The 17,536-nt window shown below is 42.2% G+C and carries 20 protein-coding genes; 18 read left to right on the forward strand and 2 right to left on the reverse strand.

The genetic code is table 11. The annotated features are described in order from the left end of the window. Positions 1-41: 41 nt before the first annotated feature. The 15 genes from IEW67_RS00260 (at position 42) to IEW67_RS00330 (ending at position 13,103) form a co-directional block, all read left to right on the forward strand. Positions 42-218, forward strand: a complete 177-nt coding sequence (locus IEW67_RS00260) for a hypothetical protein (protein WP_188631047.1) — start codon at positions 42-44, stop codon at positions 216-218. Between the two features lie 380 nt (positions 219-598). Continuing rightward, positions 599-1,324, forward strand: a complete 726-nt coding sequence (gene mtnN / locus IEW67_RS00265) for a 5'-methylthioadenosine/S-adenosylhomocysteine nucleosidase (protein WP_188631048.1) — start codon at positions 599-601, stop codon at positions 1,322-1,324. Positions 1,325-1,548: 224 nt separating this feature from the next. Next, positions 1,549-2,148 carry a class I SAM-dependent methyltransferase gene (locus IEW67_RS00270; RefSeq protein ID WP_188631049.1) on the forward strand — a complete coding sequence of 200 codons (600 nt, stop codon included), beginning with the start codon at positions 1,549-1,551 and terminating at the stop codon, positions 2,146-2,148. Positions 2,149-2,506: 358 nt separating this feature from the next. Further along, positions 2,507-2,809 carry an urease subunit gamma gene (locus IEW67_RS00275; RefSeq protein ID WP_188631050.1) on the forward strand — a complete coding sequence of 101 codons (303 nt, stop codon included), beginning with the start codon at positions 2,507-2,509 and terminating at the stop codon, positions 2,807-2,809. A gap of 117 nt (positions 2,810-2,926) precedes the next feature. Beyond that, a complete protein-coding gene (locus IEW67_RS00280; protein ID WP_188631051.1) occupies positions 2,927-3,250 on the forward strand; it encodes an urease subunit beta in 324 nt (107 codons plus the stop codon). Continuing rightward, a complete protein-coding gene (gene ureC / locus IEW67_RS00285) occupies positions 3,247-4,965 on the forward strand; it encodes an urease subunit alpha (protein ID WP_188631052.1) in 1,719 nt (572 codons plus the stop codon). The genes IEW67_RS00280 and ureC overlap by 4 nt, the downstream gene beginning before the upstream one ends. A 10-nt stretch (positions 4,966-4,975) precedes the next feature. Next, positions 4,976-5,431: an urease accessory protein UreE gene (ureE, locus tag IEW67_RS00290; protein ID WP_188631053.1), complete on the forward strand. Its 456-nt coding sequence runs from the start codon at positions 4,976-4,978 to the stop codon at positions 5,429-5,431. Beyond that, on the forward strand, positions 5,424-6,110 hold the full coding sequence (locus IEW67_RS00295; protein WP_188631054.1) for an urease accessory protein UreF: 687 nt from the start codon (positions 5,424-5,426) through the stop codon (positions 6,108-6,110). The genes ureE and IEW67_RS00295 overlap by 8 nt, the downstream gene beginning before the upstream one ends. 43 nt (positions 6,111-6,153) lie before the next feature. Next, entirely contained in the window at positions 6,154-6,774 is a 621-nt protein-coding gene (gene ureG / locus IEW67_RS00300) for an urease accessory protein UreG (RefSeq protein ID WP_188631055.1), read from the forward strand. Next, positions 6,767-7,591, forward strand: a complete 825-nt coding sequence (locus IEW67_RS00305) for an urease accessory protein UreD (RefSeq protein ID WP_188631056.1) — start codon at positions 6,767-6,769, stop codon at positions 7,589-7,591. Before ureG ends, IEW67_RS00305 begins: the two co-directional genes overlap by 8 nt. An 87-nt stretch (positions 7,592-7,678) precedes the next feature. Further along, positions 7,679-9,298 carry an ABC transporter substrate-binding protein gene (locus IEW67_RS00310; protein ID WP_188631057.1) on the forward strand — a complete coding sequence of 540 codons (1,620 nt, stop codon included), beginning with the start codon at positions 7,679-7,681 and terminating at the stop codon, positions 9,296-9,298. A 6-nt stretch (positions 9,299-9,304) separates the two neighbouring features. Next, positions 9,305-10,291, forward strand: a complete 987-nt coding sequence (locus tag IEW67_RS00315) for an ABC transporter permease (protein ID WP_188631191.1) — start codon at positions 9,305-9,307, stop codon at positions 10,289-10,291. Next, positions 10,288-11,130, forward strand: coding sequence for an ABC transporter permease (locus IEW67_RS00320; RefSeq protein ID WP_188631058.1), 843 nt, complete (start codon positions 10,288-10,290; stop codon positions 11,128-11,130). The genes IEW67_RS00315 and IEW67_RS00320 overlap by 4 nt, the downstream gene beginning before the upstream one ends. 5 nt (positions 11,131-11,135) lie before the next feature. After that, complete coding sequence (locus IEW67_RS18385) at positions 11,136-12,587, forward strand: ABC transporter ATP-binding protein (protein ID WP_188631059.1); 1,452 nt, start codon at positions 11,136-11,138, stop codon at positions 12,585-12,587. A 78-nt stretch (positions 12,588-12,665) separates the two neighbouring features. Further along, on the forward strand, positions 12,666-13,103 hold the full coding sequence (locus tag IEW67_RS00330) for a HicA family toxin-antitoxin system (RefSeq protein WP_188631060.1): 438 nt from the start codon (positions 12,666-12,668) through the stop codon (positions 13,101-13,103). 617 nt (positions 13,104-13,720) lie between these two features. On the opposite strand, the gene IEW67_RS00335 is transcribed toward IEW67_RS00330, so the two are convergent. Further along, positions 13,721-13,975 carry a hypothetical protein gene (locus IEW67_RS00335; protein ID WP_188631061.1) on the reverse strand — a complete coding sequence of 85 codons (255 nt, stop codon included), beginning with the start codon at positions 13,973-13,975 and terminating at the stop codon, positions 13,721-13,723. 152 nt (positions 13,976-14,127) lie between these two features. Between IEW67_RS00335 and IEW67_RS00340 the strand changes: the two genes are divergently transcribed. After that, positions 14,128-14,850 (forward strand): 3-ketoacyl-ACP reductase, encoded by a 723-nt coding sequence (locus IEW67_RS00340; RefSeq protein WP_188631062.1) that lies wholly within the window; start codon positions 14,128-14,130, stop codon positions 14,848-14,850. A gap of 220 nt (positions 14,851-15,070) precedes the next feature. On the opposite strand, the gene sda is transcribed toward IEW67_RS00340, so the two are convergent. Continuing rightward, complete coding sequence (gene sda, locus IEW67_RS00345) at positions 15,071-15,211, reverse strand: sporulation histidine kinase inhibitor Sda (RefSeq protein WP_188631063.1); 141 nt, start codon at positions 15,209-15,211, stop codon at positions 15,071-15,073. Between the two features lie 324 nt (positions 15,212-15,535). Here sda and IEW67_RS00350 point away from each other — a divergent pair, with 324 nt between their 5' ends. Both IEW67_RS00350 and IEW67_RS00355 read left to right on the forward strand, forming a co-directional pair. Next, positions 15,536-16,603 (forward strand): AbrB family transcriptional regulator, encoded by a 1,068-nt coding sequence (locus IEW67_RS00350; RefSeq protein ID WP_188631064.1) that lies wholly within the window; start codon positions 15,536-15,538, stop codon positions 16,601-16,603. Positions 16,604-16,738: 135 nt separating this feature from the next. After that, positions 16,739-17,053 (forward strand): hypothetical protein, encoded by a 315-nt coding sequence (locus tag IEW67_RS00355; protein ID WP_188631065.1) that lies wholly within the window; start codon positions 16,739-16,741, stop codon positions 17,051-17,053. Positions 17,054-17,536: the final 483 nt, after the last annotated feature.

The raw sequence follows: 17,536 nt of genomic DNA on the forward strand, positions 1-17,536 counted from the left end.
AATGGAGGGTGAGCTAAAAAAATTCATAAGGAATGAGTGCAGTGTCTCGAAAGTTATTATTCTGGTCAGGTTTGTTCGTATTTATGATAGGACATCTCTCCCTGGTAGATTTATTGAAAATTGGCCCTGTTGCCGACAATGAGTTAATGGTGTACGTACTTATTATTGCAGGGCTGTTTTTAATTGGTGTTTCCAATTTGCTGAAGCAGCAGCGTTAATCGGAAAGTCAGAAGAGAGAGTGGGAATTTGCCAAAGTTACCTTAGACATAATCCCGATCCTTAAAAAAACAACGAATCGGATTTTTTGTAAATAACACGTTCTGTTTCGGGAAATTTAATCACGATATGTTTTTCATTATGTCTCTGAATCCCGATATCCTAAAAAAACCCTTTTTCTGCCAATGTCTTTTTACATACCTTTCAAACAAACTCCTTTACATTATACCTGCGCGGGTATAATGTAAAGTTCGGTACCAAGTATGTGATGAATCTGGTCGGCAGATTCATTATGGAGGGTTCGTAGACTGATGCCAGTTTAATGGTAAGAGAATTCATTGTGACATTCAAATATGATTAAAATAAGAAAGAAGGTTTACTCATGACCAAAATCGGTATTATCGGAGCGATGGACGAAGAAGTCCAACAGCTCAAAGACCAACTGGATCCGTGTCAAGAAAAGGTGATTGCCGGGAGTCATTTTTATCAGGGCCTAATAGCCGGTCAAGACGTCATTTTGTTGAAGTCAGGGATTGGCAAAGTGAATGCGGCGCTTGCTACCACTATTCTTTTAAGCCATTTCCAGCCTGATGTTGTTATTAATACAGGGTCAGCGGGTGGTTTTAATCAGGACTTGGAAGTCGGGGATATTGTGGTTTCAACGGAAGTCCGTTATCATGATGTGGATGCCACAGTGTTTGGACATGCGTATGGTCAAGTTCCGCAGATGCCCGCTGCTTACAAAGCCGATGAACGCTTGATGAACCTAGCAGAATATGTTGCTAAGGAAGAGACAAATGCCCATCATACTGTCAAAGGACTCATCGCAACAGGTGATTCTTTTATGTCCGATCCATCACGTGTCGCATTCGTGTTGGCACAATTCCCTGATTTGCAAGCCGCTGAGATGGAAGCGGGGGCTATAGCTCAAGTGTGTTATAAGTTTGAAACACCATTTGTGATCATTCGGTCTTTATCGGACATTGCCGGAAAAGAAGCACCAGCAAGTTTTAATGAATTTTTACAAACAGCCGCAACGCATTCGGCGACACTCATATTAACTATGATCAAAGAGTTGAAAGGCTTTGAGCAAAGCAATGAAAATTAAGTCCTCTATAAGGTCAAACGAATACAGACGTTCAAGATGACATTTAAGCACGGGTTTAGCAATCCTCCATAAGAGAAACATATCATGTTAACGTCAGAAAGTATAAATTATGGATGACCTTATAAGAAAAGCTTCGGCATTCGCTATAAGGCAAGGCGAATGTCGAGTTTTTCTAATATAACATTTACGTTTTAATGAAACTATCGATAAGGAGATAATTCATAATGTCAAAGGAACACTGGGATAACAGTTTTTCGGATAAAGATTTTGTTTATGGTGAAAGAGAAAATGTATTTATACGCGACAAGAGTGCTATCATTCCAAATCATTCAAAGGTAGGTTGTTTTGCTGAAGGTGAAGGGCGAAACGCAGTATACTTGGCCAAACTGGGTCATGATGTAACGACCTATGATCAATCGACAATTGGTCTTGAGAAAACGAAAACATTAGCCGGCCAGAATAATGTTGATGTTGAATGCGTTGCGATTGATTTGACGGATGAAAAAGTTCAATCCAATCAATTTGATGCTGCTATTATGGTATTTGGGCATGTTCCCAAAGACGATCAGCCATTTTTGCTGGAAAGCATGATTGATTCTGTGAAATCTGGTGGGTATGTCATTTTTGAAGTTTACTCTATGAACCAACTTGAGTATCAAACGGGCGGTCCGCCATCGCTTGACATGCTATACGAACCGACAGACATTCTTCATTGGATCAAACATTACAAATGTATTCATTTTTATTACGGCGAAGCGATGCGGGATGAAGGGAAACGGCATGTGGGTTTAGGTCATGTTATTCAGGTCGTAATCAAGAAGTGATGGATAGAGAGCTCCCCTGATCGGGAAAAACGTTATTAAAAAAAGTCGGCATTCACTTTGTCTTATAGTGAGTGCCGAGGTTTTTCTTATAAGGCTTTCCAAAATTTATACTTTCTGACGTTATAAAAATAAACGGCGGTGTATATTAAATGCTCTCATATACACCGCTGTTTTTAAGTTGTATGGATTTGATTTTTTGCCGAATATGTTAAAATATATTCTATTCCGGATATATTTGAGTCGCGAATTCAAGGGATTGACATAACGTGTGATGAATAAACTCCCGGATCGAGTGAAAGGTTTCCGGAATATCAAATATGGGAATAATGAGTATAAAATGACTGAGGAGGGTTATACATTGCAATTATTACCGCGTGAAACGGACAAACTTATGATTGTAGTTGCGGCAGACCTTGCTAAAAGAAGGAAACAAAGGGGTCTGAAATTAAATCATCCTGAAGCCATGGCGTTCATTACATACGAGGTCATGGAAGGTGCGAGGGATGGAAAAACGGTTGCTGAATTAATGGAATACGGGACTAAGATATTAACACGGGACGATGTCATGGAAGGAATTCCGGAGATGATTGACGATATTCAAGTGGAAGCTACCTTTCCTGACGGGACTAAATTAGTGACGGTGCATAATCCGATCCGTTAGAACTCAAAGGAGCAAGTGCTCCGGTCAAAGGATGCCGGCGGAAAGATTTAACTTGAATCAAGGTATCCATTTTATTTTTTAATCATTTCCGGATGACAAGAAAGGGGTTAAATGACGATGATTCCAGGAGAATTTATTTTAAAAGACGACGAGATAGTCTGTAATGCAGGCATGTCCGCGTCAAAATTGAATGTTATTAATGTTGGCGACAGACCGATACAGGTTGGTTCGCATTACCATTTTTATGAAGCGAATGATTCATTGCAATTCAATCGGGATGAAGCTTATGGCAAACGTCTGAATGTCCCTGCAGGAGCGGCGGTACGCTTTGAACCGGGTGATGAAAAAGAAGTCGAATTAATTGATTATGCCACAAAAGAAGAAGTATATGGTTTTCATAATAAGGTAGACGGACCACTGAAAGGCAGGGATGAAGTATGAGTTTTAAAATGCCAAGAGACCAGTATGCTCAGATGTATGGCCCTACAACAGGTGATTCTGTTCGTTTGGCAGATACGGATCTATTTATTCAGGTTGAGAAAGATTATACGACTTATGGTGAAGAAGTTGTATTCGGCGGTGGCAAGGTCATTCGTGATGGAATGGGACAGCATCCATTAATCACACGTGAAGAAGATGAACGTGTCCCGGATACGGTTATTACAAATGCGCTTGTGCTTGATTATACGGGTGTCTATAAAGCAGATGTTGCTATTCGCGACGGTAATATTGCAAAAATCGGCAAAGCAGGAAATCCGTTAGTGCAAGGTGACGTTGATATTATTATCGGATCGGGAACAGAGGTCATTTCCGGAGAAGGTAAGATTCTTACTGCCGGCGCTGTTGATACCCATGTTCATTTTATAAATCCGGATCAAGCTGAAGTTGCACTTACCAATGGAACGACGACATTAATCGGGGGAGGTGCCGGTCCCGGTGCCGGTTCAAGAGCAACCACGGCAACACCCGGTCCGTGGCATATTGGTCGGATGCTGGGTGCCCTGGAAGACTTTCCGGTTAATGTAGGACTAACGGGAAAAGGTCATGCTGCATCTGACAGTCCTTTAGTGGAGCAAATCATGGCGGGTGCGATTGGATTGAAAATTCATGAAGACTGGGGAGCGACACCATCTGTTATCGATCACGCATTACGTGTTGCTGATAAGTATGACGTGCAAATTGCCCTTCACGCAGATACCTTGAACGAAGGCGGTTTTTTTGAAGATACCATGAAGGCCATCAATGATCGCGGTATCCATATGTATCATACAGAGGGTGCAGGCGGTGGACATGCTCCGGATTTAATTAAATCTGCCGGGATGAAAAACGTATTGCCGGCTTCAACAAACCCGACACTGCCGTATACAGTCAATACAATTGACGAGCATCTTGATATGGTCATGGTTGCACATAATTTAAATCCATCTGTTCCTGAAGATATTGCGTTTGCTGATTCGCGTATTCGTTCCGAAACAGTAGCTGCAGAAGATGTGTTGCAGGATATAGGTGTGTTCAGTATTGTAAGCTCAGATGCCCAAGCAATGGGACGTGTCGGGGAAGTTGTACTAAGGACATGGCAAACGGCGGATAAATTGAAAAAACAACTTGGGACGATGGAAGGTGACAGCAAACACTCGGATAATAACCGAGCTAAGCGCTATGTTGCTAAATATACGATAAACCCTGCTATTACACATGGTATATCTGATTACATCGGCTCAGTCGAAGAAGGCAAAATGGCTGATCTTGTTCTTTGGGATCCGAAGTTTTTTGGTGCGAAGCCGGATATGGTCATTAAAAACGGTATGGCCGTCAGTGCATTAATGGGGGACCCGAATGCAACCATTCCAACCCCGCAACCGATGATTTATCGTCAAATGTTTGGGGCCATCGGCAAGGGATTGACGAACAGTTCAATCACATTTGTATCACAAGCAGCCTATGATGATAATATTAAGGAAAAACTGGGGCTGGAGAAAATGGTCTTGCCTGTTCACGGTATCCGTCAACTGACCAAAAAAGATATGAAATTGAATTCCGAAACACCGGATATTGATGTTGATCCACAAACATATGAAGTGAAAATTAATGGTGAGCTCATCACCTGTGACCCTGTTGATACAGTACCAATGGGGCAGCGTTATTTCTTGTTTTGAGGTGAATGAAATGATTGTAGATGAAATTGTAACGAACATAAATGACATGAGTCCGGAAGAACGAAATAAGCGGCATATGGAAAAGGTGCATTTAGAAAGTGCAGATCTGGTGAAACGTATCCAGCGCGTGGAAACAGATCACGGCAGGGAATTGGGAATTCGCCTTAAAAACCCCCGCGATTTAGAAGCTGGCGATGTATTGTATATGGATGATCAGAATATCATTGCGGTTGAAGTTATGAGTGATGATTTATTAATTATCCAACCGCGAAATATGTATGAAATGGGAACGATTGCCCATCAACTGGGCAATCGTCACCTTCCGGCCCAGTTTGAGGATAGCGAAATGCTCGTGCAATATGATTACCTGGTGGAAGAATTATTGGAAGAACTGGATATTCCCTTTAAACGAGAAAACAGGCAGGTTAAACAAGCCTTCCGTCACATAGGACACAGTCATGAATAATCACCTGTTATCGTTGTTCCAACTGTGCGATTCCAATTTTCCAACCGGAGCTTTCAGCCATTCGTTTGGATTGGAGAGCTATATTCAGGCGGATAAAGTGCATAACCAGGCAACATTTGCCGAGTGGCTGGAAATTTATTTGATGGAGCAGCTGGTATATGCTGACGGACTGGCCGCAAAAATCGTTTATGAGGCATTGGACGATGAAAATCTCGATAATATCTGGAAAATGGATCGCTTATTGACGGTACAAAATATTGCGCGGGAAACACGGGAAGGTACTCAACAAATGGGAAAGTATATGGCCAAGATTGCGGAATCTATTTTTGATGCCCCGATGCTTTCATTGTATAAGGAACGCATCAGCCAAAAGGAAGCGTTCGGCCATTCGGCCATTGCGTTTACAATGGCCGGGCATTATTTGAATGTCCCAAAACAAACGACTATAATGTATTATTTATATTCAACCATTGCTAATCTTGTACAAAACGCTGTACGAGCTATTCCATTAGGTCAAACTGCCGGACAAAAAATTATCTATTCCTTTCAGCCAAAGCTGGAAGCCGCAGTCAACAAGATTGAACAATTAGAGGAAATCGATTTCGGGGCCATTTCACCCGGAATTGAGTTATCACAGATGCAGCATGAGCGGGTCAATGTAAGAATCTTTATGTCCTAGTAAAGTAAACTCTGAAAATAATTCTAAAAGGATGTGATTTACAGTGGAACCAATCAAAATAGGAATCGGCGGACCTGTAGGAGCAGGTAAAACTGAATTGGTGGAAAAAATAACCCGACAGTTGAATGACGAAATAAGTATGGCGGTTATTACGAATGATATTTACACAAAAGAAGACGCTAAAATACTAAATCAAAATGGCGTCCTGCAAGAGAGCAGAATCATTGGAGTGGAAACGGGCGGATGCCCGCACACGGCGATTCGTGAAGATGTGTCAATGAATGCCGAGGCGGTAGAAGAGTTACAAGAAAAGCATCCGGATGTTGAGCTTATTTTCATCGAGAGCGGCGGTGATAATTTAGCGGCGACATTCAGTCCGGAGCTGGTCGATTTTTCGATTTATATTATCGACGTTGCCCAAGGGGAAAAAATCCCGCGAAAAGGCGGACAAGGGATGATTAAATCTGATTTATTCATCATCAATAAGACTGACTTAGCCCCATTTGTCGGAGCCAATCTTGATGTGATGGAATCTGATGCAAAAGTATTTCGCGGAAATAAACCGTTTGTGTTTACAAATCTGAAAGATAATACGGGTCTTGATGAAGTGGTCGATTGGATTAAGCAAAATGCATTGTTAAGAGGGTTGGAGCAAGATGCCTGAATGGACAGGACTTCTTGAGCTTGATGCTGAAAGACGTCAAGACAAGACAGTCACTAAAAATTTGTATTTTCAAGGTGCTTTTAAAATCATGCGCCCCGTTTACCATGATCGATCCGGCCATCCGAGTTACTATGTTTTGAATCCGGGCGGCGGCTATTTGGATGGGGACACATATCGAATGAAAATATCACTTGGTGAAAGAGCTGAACTCACATTAACGACTCAATCGGCTACAAAAATATATAAAACTCCGAAGACACATGCTTACCAGGAAGCTGAATTTTATTTGGAGGAAGGCAGTTACCTAGAGTATCTGCCTGATCCATTAATCGCATACAAGGATGCGCGATATCTGCAAAGGAATACTGTTCATATGGCAAAAGGAGCAACATTCCTTTATTCAGATATTCTGACACCCGGATGGTCCCCGGACAGGGAAGATTTCAGTTATGACTCCCTGCGCCTTATCAATGAGTTTTATATGGAGGGAGAACTTGTCTCCTACGATCATATTAAACTGAATCCTGGGGAACAGCATATGAATGGCATAGGCTTCATGGAGGGATACACACATTTAGGATCATTTATTGTCATAAGCGATAAGGTTGAGGCTAAGCTTATTGATCAAATATATGACATGATGGAACAGGAAACCGAAGATTTTAAGGTGGGGATCTCAGAGCTTGCTGTTTCAGGGTTTACCATTCGGATATTGGCAAATTCTACACAGGTAATTGAGCGAATTATTACAAAAAGTCATCATATAATCAGTCAAGAATGGTTTCAAACCAAGCCGAGCTCATTAAGGAAATATTAACAATAATGCCTCGACAACGCCTGCATTGTCGGGCATTATTGTTTCTGTTATGATTTAATATGACAATGAGACTAGGAGAACGTGAAAATGAAAAAAACACTGAATATCATGATAATAATAACGGTCATTGGATTGTTAAGTGCTTGCACGGGAGGGGGAGATAAGACATCCCAGCAAAAAGAAACTGATCAAGGAAGAGATAATCTGGTGCTTGCCATTGGCGGGGAGCCTGACGATGGGTTTGATCCGACAACAGGATGGGGACGTTACGGATCGCCTCTTTTTCAAAGTACCTTATTAAAATATGATCAGGATTTTAATATCGAACATGATCTGGCTGAAAACTATGAAGTAAGCGAGGATGGTTTGACGTGGACAGTCGGGATCAGGCATGATGCTAAATTTTCAGATGGTGAGCCATTGACTGCCGAAGATGTTGTGTTTACATATGAGACGACGAAAAAAAGCGGTTCTGTGATTGATCTTAGTAATCTGAAAAATGTTGAGGCAACGGATGAATATACCATTCAATTTACATTAGAAGAGCCTCAATCCACCTTTATCGATTTGCTGGTTTCAACCGGAATCGTGCCGGAACATGCTTATGATGAGAATTATAATGAAAATCCGATTGGCTCCGGACCATTTCAGTTAGAACAATGGGACAAGGGGCAACAGGTTATCGTCACAGCAAACCCCTATTACTATGGTGAAAAACCGTACTTCAAAAAGTTGACATTTTTATTCCTTTCAGAAGATGCGGCATTTGCAGCAGCAAAAGCAGGTGAAGTTGATGTTGCTTCAGTGCTGCCATCATTTGCAGAAGAAGAAATAAAAGGAATGGATCTGGTTGAACTGGAGAGTGTTGACAATCGGGGCATCATGTTCCCATTTGTACCGGAAGGAGAAAAAACAGATGAAGGATTTCCGATTGGTAATGATGTAACGGCGGATAAAACGATTCGTAAAGCGATTAATATGGCTATTGATCGTCAATCATTAGTCGATGGGGTTTTGCAAGGATTCGGCACACCTGCCTATTCGGTGGCAGACAAGTTGCCGTGGTGGAATTCGGAGACGGTGATCGAGGACGGCAGAATGAAAGAAGCTAAGAACATGCTGGATGATGCCGGATGGCGAGTAAACGATAATGGCGTACGGGAGAAAGATGGTCTTACAGCAGAGTTCACACTGCTTTATCCAACCGGTGACCAGATACGCCAGTCTTTATCCATCGCCTTTGCAGATATGATGGAACCACTGGGTATCAATGTAGAGACAAAAGGAAAAAGCTGGAATGAATTAGACAGGTTAATGTATTCACATCCTGTTATGATGGGGTGGGGAAGTCATAACCCATTAGAAATGTATAATTTATACAGCAGTGAAACAAGAGGGATTGGGTATTATAATGTCAATTATTATGCGAACCCTGTTGTGGACAAATACATGAATCAAGCGCTCAATGCAACATCTCAGGAAGAAGCAAACCGTTATTGGCAAAAAGCACAGTGGGACGGGGAGACAGGTTTTTCTGCAAAAGGTGATGCACCATGGGCATGGCTTGTTAATCTTAGCCACTTGTATTATATAAATGAAGACCTTGAGATCGGTGAACAAAAAATCCAGCCGCATGGACATGGATGGCCGATAACGGATTCTATCCAGCAATGGCACTGGAAAGAAACTGACCAGAAAGAGGGATAGGTGTTGCTGGTTAAACGAATAGCTTTCTATATTACTGGGAAATGTATCAAGCTTGCAGTATTATTAATTGCTGTCAGCATTCTATCCTTTATACTGGTAAGCCATTCACCAATTGATCCTGTCCAATCCTATATTGGTGCAGACATCACAAGGGTCAGTCCGGAGCAGCGGGACAATATTGCTGAATATTGGGGATTAAATGAACCGCCTATTCAGCAATTTCTCAACTGGGGCAAGCATTTGCTGCAGGGCGATATGGGGACATCCCTGATCTACCGGAGTCCGGTAGCCGAGGTAATTGCCGAGCGTTTTCTTGCATCACTTGCATTAATGAGTGTGGCCTGGGTACTCTCAGGCCTTTTTGGTTATGTGCTTGGAATGACGGCCGGAATGAAAGAGGGTACATGGGTGGATAAACTGATTAAAGGTTACTGTTTCACCCTTGCATCTACACCTGCATTCTGGCTGGGGTTGTTATTATTAATGTTATTTTCGGTATGGCTCGGCTGGCTCCCGATTGGTCTTGGGTCACCGGCTGGGATACTGGAGGAAGACGTGACATTTATGGAACGCTTAAGGCATCTGATTCTGCCGGCTGTGACCTTAAGCATTGTTGGTGTAGCTAATATTGCATTGCATACAAGACAAAAACTTGTTGACGTGATGAACAGTGACTATGTCCGTTTTGCAAAAGCGAAAGGTGAACACGGGCTTAAACTGCTCTGGCGGCATGGGTTGCGCAATATTTCCCTTCCAGCCATCTCTGTTCATTTTGCTTCCTTTGGTGAGTTGTTTGGTGGTGCGGTTCTGGCTGAGCAAGTATTTTCTTATCCCGGACTGGGACAGGCTGTTGTCGAAGCGGGGCTTGGAGGAGATGTTCCGCTATTACTTGGAATTGTTTTGTGCAGTACTGTTTTTGTGTTTATCGGTAATTTAGCAGCGGATATTTTATATAAAGTGGTTGACCCTCGTATTCGAAGAGGTGAAATATGATGCGACACCAAATGCTGAAAGTAAGCTTGAGACAACGAACTCTTGCAGCTATAACAATTTCTGTACTGCTGCTTCTGGGTATGGTTCTTTCTGGTTTATGGATTGGCGATGAGAAATTAGGAATCAATCCGGCTGAAATGAATGAAGGCCCTTCGCTCAATCATTTGTTCGGGACGGATTGGCTCGGTAGGGACATGTTAGCCCGGACGTTTAAAGGTTTAACATTAAGCTTGGGTGTCGGCATACTTGCTGCGTTTTCGAGCACCATGATTGCTCTTGTACTCAGTCTCTTTGCGTCATGGAGTGAAGCAATTGACCGGATTGTGACATGGTTGATTGATCTGTTTCTCAGTGTACCGCATATTGTCCTCCTGCTTTTGATTTCTTTTGCAATGGGTGGGGGATTTAAAGGTGTCGTGATCGGACTTGCCCTCACACACTGGCCAAGCTTGACTCGTGTACTTCGGGCTGAAATGCTTCAGGTGAAGACAGCTGAATATGTAGGTGTGTCGAAAAAATTGGGAAAATCACGTCTGTGGATAGCCAGAAACCATATATTGCCGCATCTTATGCCACAGCTTCTTATTGGTTTTATCCTGCTATTTCCGCATGCCATTTTGCATGAAGCGTCTATTACCTTTCTGGGTTTCGGTTTGCCCTCAGAGCAGCCTGCGATAGGCATCATTTTATCGGAATCGATGCGTTATTTATCCACTGGTATGTGGTGGCTAGCTGTTTTCCCGGGTCTGTCACTGCTTTTGATGGTTGCTCTATTTGATATCCTGGGGCAAAGCTTGCGCAAATGGATTGATCCTTTTCACGGGCAGAAAGGGGTGTAATAGCATTGGCTTTAACGGAAGTTGACAAAGGAATTCCCCTTTTGAAAGTGGAGGATTTTGCACTCTCTTTTCGAATGTATAAAAAAAGATTGCGTGAGCAGCGTATGCAGGTCATACGCAAATTAAATATGACGATCCATGAAGGGGAAATTGTTGCGGTGATCGGGGCAAGCGGATCCGGGAAAAGCCTGCTTGCGGATGCCATACTCGGGATTCTCCCTGATAATGCTGTATGTGAGGGGACGTTATTCTATAAAGGGGACGTTTTAACCGGTGACAGACAGGAACGACTCCGAGGCAAGGCAATTTCTTTGATTCCGCAATCAGTCAGTGCACTGAACCCGTTGATGAAGATAGGGAAACAAGTACAGACAGCTGTCCAAAATGGTAACAGCAAAATCCGCCAACGATCTATTTTCCAAAAGATAAGGTTACCGGAAGGAACAGACAATTACTATCCGTATGAACTGTCAGGCGGTATGGCAAGAAGAGTTCTGACAGCAACTGCCATTATCGGCAATCCTGATTTAATTATTGCTGATGAGCCAACGCCAGGGCTGGATCCACAATCCCTTCAGGAAGTGACCGGATACCTCAAAAACTTGGCAGATAGTGGAAAAGGTGTTATGTTTATTACCCATGATATTGATACGGCATTAAAGGCGGCGGATAAAGTTGTTATTATGAATGAAGGTAAAACCATTGAAACAGCTGTCGCAGAGGACTTTACCGGTAAAGGTGAAGGGTTGAGGGAAAGCTATACAAAAACATTATGGAATGCATTGCCGCAAAATGAATTTATACCGATAAGTGAATCGCATTTTAAGAACGAAATAGAGGATGACCGCAAGCTTAAAGTGAATGGATTGGCATATCGCTATTCAAATGCGCCTTATCTTTTTAAAGACCTAAGTCTCTCCGTAAATCCTGGTGAAGTTGTCGGCTTGTTTGGCTATAGCGGTGCAGGAAAAACAACACTAGCACAAATCATTGCTGGCTACTTGAAACCTGATAATGGGACTATTGAGATCGATGGTAGAACAGTTTCTCGTTCAGGTGCTCATCCAGTGCAATTAATCTGGCAGCATCCCGAAAAGACAGTCAATCCGAGGTGGCGGATGAGGCAGACCCTTTTTGAAGATGGTTCATTAGACCGGGAACTGTTAAACGACTTAGGTATAAAAAATGAGTGGTTAGACCGTTATCCAAGTGAACTTTCCGGTGGTGAACTGCAACGGTTTTGCCTTGCACGTGCCCTTGGTTCGAATACGAAATATTTGATAGCTGATGAAATGACCACTATGCTTGATGCCATTACACAAGCGCAAATATGGCATGCTGTTTTGCAGTTGGTTAAACAACGTCATATTGGTATACTTGCAATCAGTCATGATCAACATTTACTATGGCGTGTAAGTGATCGGATTATAAATTTTGATGAACTTGTTAAAAGTTAGTGACTCATGTATGTTAGTGCATAATGATTGCTCATTTAGGGTAAAGCATTAGTAAATAAGACTTGTGAGGTGTTTACATTGGTTGATAATTTTGAGGTGAAAAAAGTTTATGAAAGACGAATGCACGAGCGTCAACGATTTAGTTTTTCATTGAACGGCAAAGAGTTCAAGGGGAATTTTCATAACAATGAAATTCAATGGTTGCATCCACATCCCAAACAAGATGTTGATGCAAGTCACTTGGAATGGATTGAAGGAGAGATTCGCCGCTTATTAGGTGATGATGACGTATTGGAAGAAGTGGATGATTTGGAGGTAAAGCCTTTCCTTGAAGATCAATCACATGAAGCACATCAATTTAAGTTGAAAATTGAAAATGAAGAGTTCAAAGGTATTATCCGTGATGGAAATTTAGAATGGTTCCATCCAAAACCAAGACGAAAAGTACATGACGAAAAAGTGGCAAAGGTAGAAAAGAAATTACATGATAAAGTAAACGAACAGAAAAAAGATTAATTTTAAAAAACGATGAGCGTGCTTCTTTTTATATCGTCAGAAAGCATAAATGATGGATGACCTTATAGAAAAACTTCCGTACTCGACCTATAAGACGAGGCGAATGCCGGTTTTCTAATATTGAGATGTACGCTCATTATTTTTCAGCAGTTAAGAAGGGTCAACACCAAAATCTATGGTTGAATTGAATGACTATAGTAGTAGAACGAGCTAGCGAGGAAAAATATGGAGACCCCTGTGGGAATGCGCAGTGTGAAGACCCCGCAGAAAAAACGACCTTCTTTTTCGAGGAGGCTGAGGACAAGCCCACGGAAAGCGACGAGCCAACGCTCCACCGAATGTGCTACGCGTTGCGAGGCGTGTGTCTTCACTGTGAATGCTTGCAACACGACGAGCACCCAAGTGTTTTTCCGAAGCGACTGATTACGTCAACATGACACTGATTTGTCACCCATAGATTTTGGTGAACAGCCGTTAAGAAAGTACAAATTCTTTATTACTGCATAAGTGCAACTAAGGCTTTTGCCAATAGAGCTTGGCGATTCATCCTTCACTTTTATGTCAAAAGTTTCAATGAGTCCGGCATTTCGGCTGGATTTGCTTGGTGTATGCCATGGTCATAATTTCTTCCTGAATTCTTCAGATGCCAGCAATCTGTATACCTGCCTGCCCCAGGCCTTGACCATTTCAGCAGTCGTGTTTTCCTGAATGGCAATTGCCTCAACACTCATTCCTCCGATGATGTGCAAATAAATCCAGTTCCACTGATTGACGGTCAAGTTTTTGCGCAGATTGAACCATAAGCTTGGATCCTGTAAAACAATCGGGAGCGGTGCATACATACAAGGTCCCTTTTCGAATAAACGTGTCATTTGAATTCTCCTATCTCAGACTTCTCTTCTCATATCTATTATCGAAATGAATACCGAAAAAGAGGCGCGAAAGCCAAAAATGTTTTGCTGGAATATATAGTCGTCAGCACGTACAATAAATGTAGTAATGCTAATCGAAAGGATGGTACGGTATGGGACAAAATATTGAAGGAAAAATTGCTTACATTACGGGCGCCGGCAGCGGTATCGGCCGCGCAACAGCGCTTGAACTGGCACGTGAGGGCGTTCATGTTGGTCTGATTGCACGTACAAAGAGCAAGCTGAAGTCGGTGGCTGAAGAAGCTGAAACCCATGGTGTCCAAACAAGTTATGCCGTCTGCGATATTGCTGATATGGAAGATGTGAATCAAGCGGTCGAACATTTGCAGCATGAACTTGGCGCTGCGGATATTCTCCTCAATAATGCCGGTATTGGAATGCATGGGGATTTTCTGGATATAGATCCGGACGACTGGAAACATATATTGGAAGTGAATGTGTTTGGGACATATCATGTTACCCGCGCGGTATTACCGCAAATGATTGAGAAAAATCAGGGCGATATCATGAATATTTCGTCAAGCAACGGATTAAAAGGGACAGCGGGGTCCACATCCTACAGCGCATCTAAATTCGCTGTGCAGGGAATGACTGAGGCATTGATGCAGGAGGTGCGGCCGCATAATATCCGCGTTTCAACGCTCAACCCAAGTATGGTGGCGACGGAAATGATATTTGGTGATGATTATGATAAAAATGATAAAGAGAAGTTCATGCAACCGGAAGATCTGGCCGAATATATGGTATCCCAACTTAAACTGCATCCGCGTATATTTATCAAACAATCGCTGCAGTGGGCAACTAACCCGTTTTAAGGTATTTTGTCAGTGGGCGCTGCTGCATCTGGTGCCGGGATATCGATGAATGACTCGGCTCTATCCATTCTCGGCGCCGTTTTGCCAGCTGTTCGTTGGTGATCTTCCATTATACCGCAGGCTGATTTATGTCGATTACCAGTTCAAACTGCAAACTACTTCTAAGGTCTACATACTGGAAGCGTTTTATAAAAATCAGAAGAAAAGAGGCTCGTGCCTCTTAGTCATATGTGCGTCCTTCAATGATAATGGAGCGTTTTTTTAGTTCCTTTTTTATCAACTGGATAAATTCGTTTTCTAATTTGTGTTTGATTGCCCGGTGATATAAATCGACAAGTAATTCATCTGATAACTGTCGCATGGTATGACTCGGTAAGCTCCTTTCTTCTGAAACCCAAAGTGAACTATGAGCATAGTACTATATATCCCGATTTTGGCAAGTAATAAACCTTTTATCTGGCCTGATAATGTAAAAATGAGTCTAAAGTTATAATAAAACCGTATGTGTATGGTTAGACATAAGAAATTTATTAAGAGGACGCGTAACATCATATTCTTTCCCTTTTAGTCATTTGCTAATACCGATTATCTTTAACAATTCCCCCCTTTTCCTCTATAATTAATCAGAGAACCAGCATTTTCGCATGGTGGTTCTTTTTGTCTGTACATAGAGGAGATGAACGTGTTGAACAAATGGCTTGCTTTTGCTGAAGCGATTGTGGTGGCACTTGTCGGCGTAGCCGTATTTTCAGTTATGAATATTCCGTTGCCGTGGTTAATCGGGTCACTGGCAGCTGTTGCAGCATGGAGCATAACAACTCAACGGAAACTGTACTGGCCGTTTACATTTCGAAAAATTGCGATGGTTCTTCTCGGTTATTTAATTGGAACGTCATTCACGAAGAATACGCTGATTGAGATGGGCAACCATATCCCGTCAATGATCGTCATAACTGTTTTAACTGTTATTTTCAGCCTGATGCTGGGGTTCCTGTTTTCAAAACTGACCGGTCTTGACCTTTCAAGTTGTATGATCGGGAGTATTCCAGGAGGGTTGTCGCAGATCATGGTTCTGCTCGATGAAATTAAAGGATTGAATCAGACGGTTATTATGTTTCTGCAGAGCATGCGTGTGATGGTAATTGTCATTGTTGTCCCTATGGTCACAGTGTATATATTTGGTGATGAAGCCGGAGCAGAATTGAGTGGCATGGGCACAAGCTCTATTACTTGGACAGAGATGCCGTGGTATGCATTTCTATTATACCCGCTACTTATGGCGTCAGGAGCATGGTTGTTCTCACGTTTGCGTATACCGACCGCGCTGCTGTTAGGGCCGATGGTGCTGACAATTGTCATGACATTTATTGGATTGCCCACACCTGAGCTTCCAATTGAATTTATAAATCTTGCACAGATTTTTATTGGTGCGCATATTGGTTTGCAAATGAATCCGCGCGATTTGTCTGATTGGAAGCGGATCACCGGCTATACCGCGATAACAATTGCCGTTCTGGTGTTGTTCGGGCTTATTCTTGGTTATGGATTAACAATCCTGTATAAATTGCCCATCACTACAGCACTGCTAAGCACCTCTCCGGGTGGTATGGTTGAAATGGGGCTGACAGCAGTCGCGGTCGGCGGTAATGTCTCCGTTGTAACCAGTTACCAGCTTTTCCGCCTTCTGTTTATCATGTTTTTTGTACCGTTTTTCTTCAAATGGTTGAATAAACAGAGGAGACACGACTTGTAATAAAGATGTTGCTGCCTAATACTCGGCCTATTCACCCCTTAAAGGTTATACAGGATACAAATTTGCTAGAAAGGAAGATTCATTCTGAGGTTTTTCCGACCGCTTGAAATCATTCTCACATTGTGCGTGACCATATTGCTTGTTTACGATTACTTTCCCAATATTCCGTTTGCAGAGGCAGTACCGCTGGAGTTCTTAATTGTTGTGATGCTTGTCTTATTTATGGTAACTGTTTATCGTAACAGGAATCGTAATACAGATCAGAAAACTGTTTTTCGGTCCCACCTATTTTTCCTCGTCTATATCGTTGCGTTAATGGCTCTTTTAACAGGGCTAGGCGGGAAGTCACAAGTCGGTATTTCTTTCGATAAAGGCATTTTCTGGGCTGCTTTAGCCATTGCTGTCATGGAAATATCATTTCAATGGCAGCGGATGAAACAAGAAGAATAGGCGTTTACAAGAATTTGAATGACTGGTCTGTATGATAAGCCTTTGGGAAGAGTTGATAACTCATGATGCTAATTGTAGATCCGAATAAAGGGAATCATTTTAGCAAGTTGGATTGCTTAATCCAGAAGGTGTTCTAAAGTGGATATAGTATCATTATGTTCCTCAATCGGGCTATTTAACGGAATAAGTTCCTTTAATTAAGCGTCCAGAGTGGGCTTCTAAAATACAGAAAACTTATATTGTGTTATGATAAAGAAAATACAAAGTGTCGGTGATTTTATGGGATTTATTGAATCCTCAGAGGAGCTTATGAATCGCATAGCAAATATGGATCGTGATAATTCAGTTTTTCAATTTTGGCTGTTGACCAAAATCTATGGTTGACAAATTAGATGTCATTTTGACGTCAGCAGTCGCTTCGGAAAAACACTACGCTTTCCGTGGGCTTGTCCTCAGCCTCCTCGAAAAAGAAGGTCGCTTTTT

Source organism: Lentibacillus kapialis (assembly GCF_014646635.1).
Taxonomy (GTDB): Bacteria; Bacillota; Bacilli; order Bacillales; family Amphibacillaceae; genus Lentibacillus; species Lentibacillus kapialis.

What these genes read in the sequence shown, in the direction of transcription:
- mtnN (WP_188631048.1), top strand. Translation starts at nt 599, where the DNA reads ATGACCAAAATCGGTATTATCGGAGCGATGGACGAAGAAGTCCAACAG.
- IEW67_RS00270 (WP_188631049.1), top strand. Translation starts at nt 1,549, where the DNA reads ATGTCAAAGGAACACTGGGATAACAGTTTTTCGGATAAAGATTTTGTT.
- IEW67_RS00280 (WP_188631051.1), top strand. Translation starts at nt 2,927, where the DNA reads ATGATTCCAGGAGAATTTATTTTAAAAGACGACGAGATAGTCTGTAAT.
- ureC (WP_188631052.1), top strand. Translation starts at nt 3,247, where the DNA reads ATGAGTTTTAAAATGCCAAGAGACCAGTATGCTCAGATGTATGGCCCT.
- ureE (WP_188631053.1), top strand. Translation starts at nt 4,976, where the DNA reads ATGATTGTAGATGAAATTGTAACGAACATAAATGACATGAGTCCGGAA.
- IEW67_RS00295 (WP_188631054.1), top strand. Translation starts at nt 5,424, where the DNA reads ATGAATAATCACCTGTTATCGTTGTTCCAACTGTGCGATTCCAATTTT.
- IEW67_RS00305 (WP_188631056.1), top strand. Translation starts at nt 6,767, where the DNA reads ATGCCTGAATGGACAGGACTTCTTGAGCTTGATGCTGAAAGACGTCAA.
- IEW67_RS00310 (WP_188631057.1), top strand. Translation starts at nt 7,679, where the DNA reads ATGAAAAAAACACTGAATATCATGATAATAATAACGGTCATTGGATTG.
- IEW67_RS00320 (WP_188631058.1), top strand. Translation starts at nt 10,288, where the DNA reads ATGATGCGACACCAAATGCTGAAAGTAAGCTTGAGACAACGAACTCTT.
- IEW67_RS00335 (WP_188631061.1), bottom strand. Translation starts at nt 13,975, where the DNA reads ATGACACGTTTATTCGAAAAGGGACCTTGTATGTATGCACCGCTCCCG.
- IEW67_RS00340 (WP_188631062.1), top strand. Translation starts at nt 14,128, where the DNA reads ATGGGACAAAATATTGAAGGAAAAATTGCTTACATTACGGGCGCCGGC.
- sda (WP_188631063.1), bottom strand. Translation starts at nt 15,211, where the DNA reads ATGCGACAGTTATCAGATGAATTACTTGTCGATTTATATCACCGGGCA.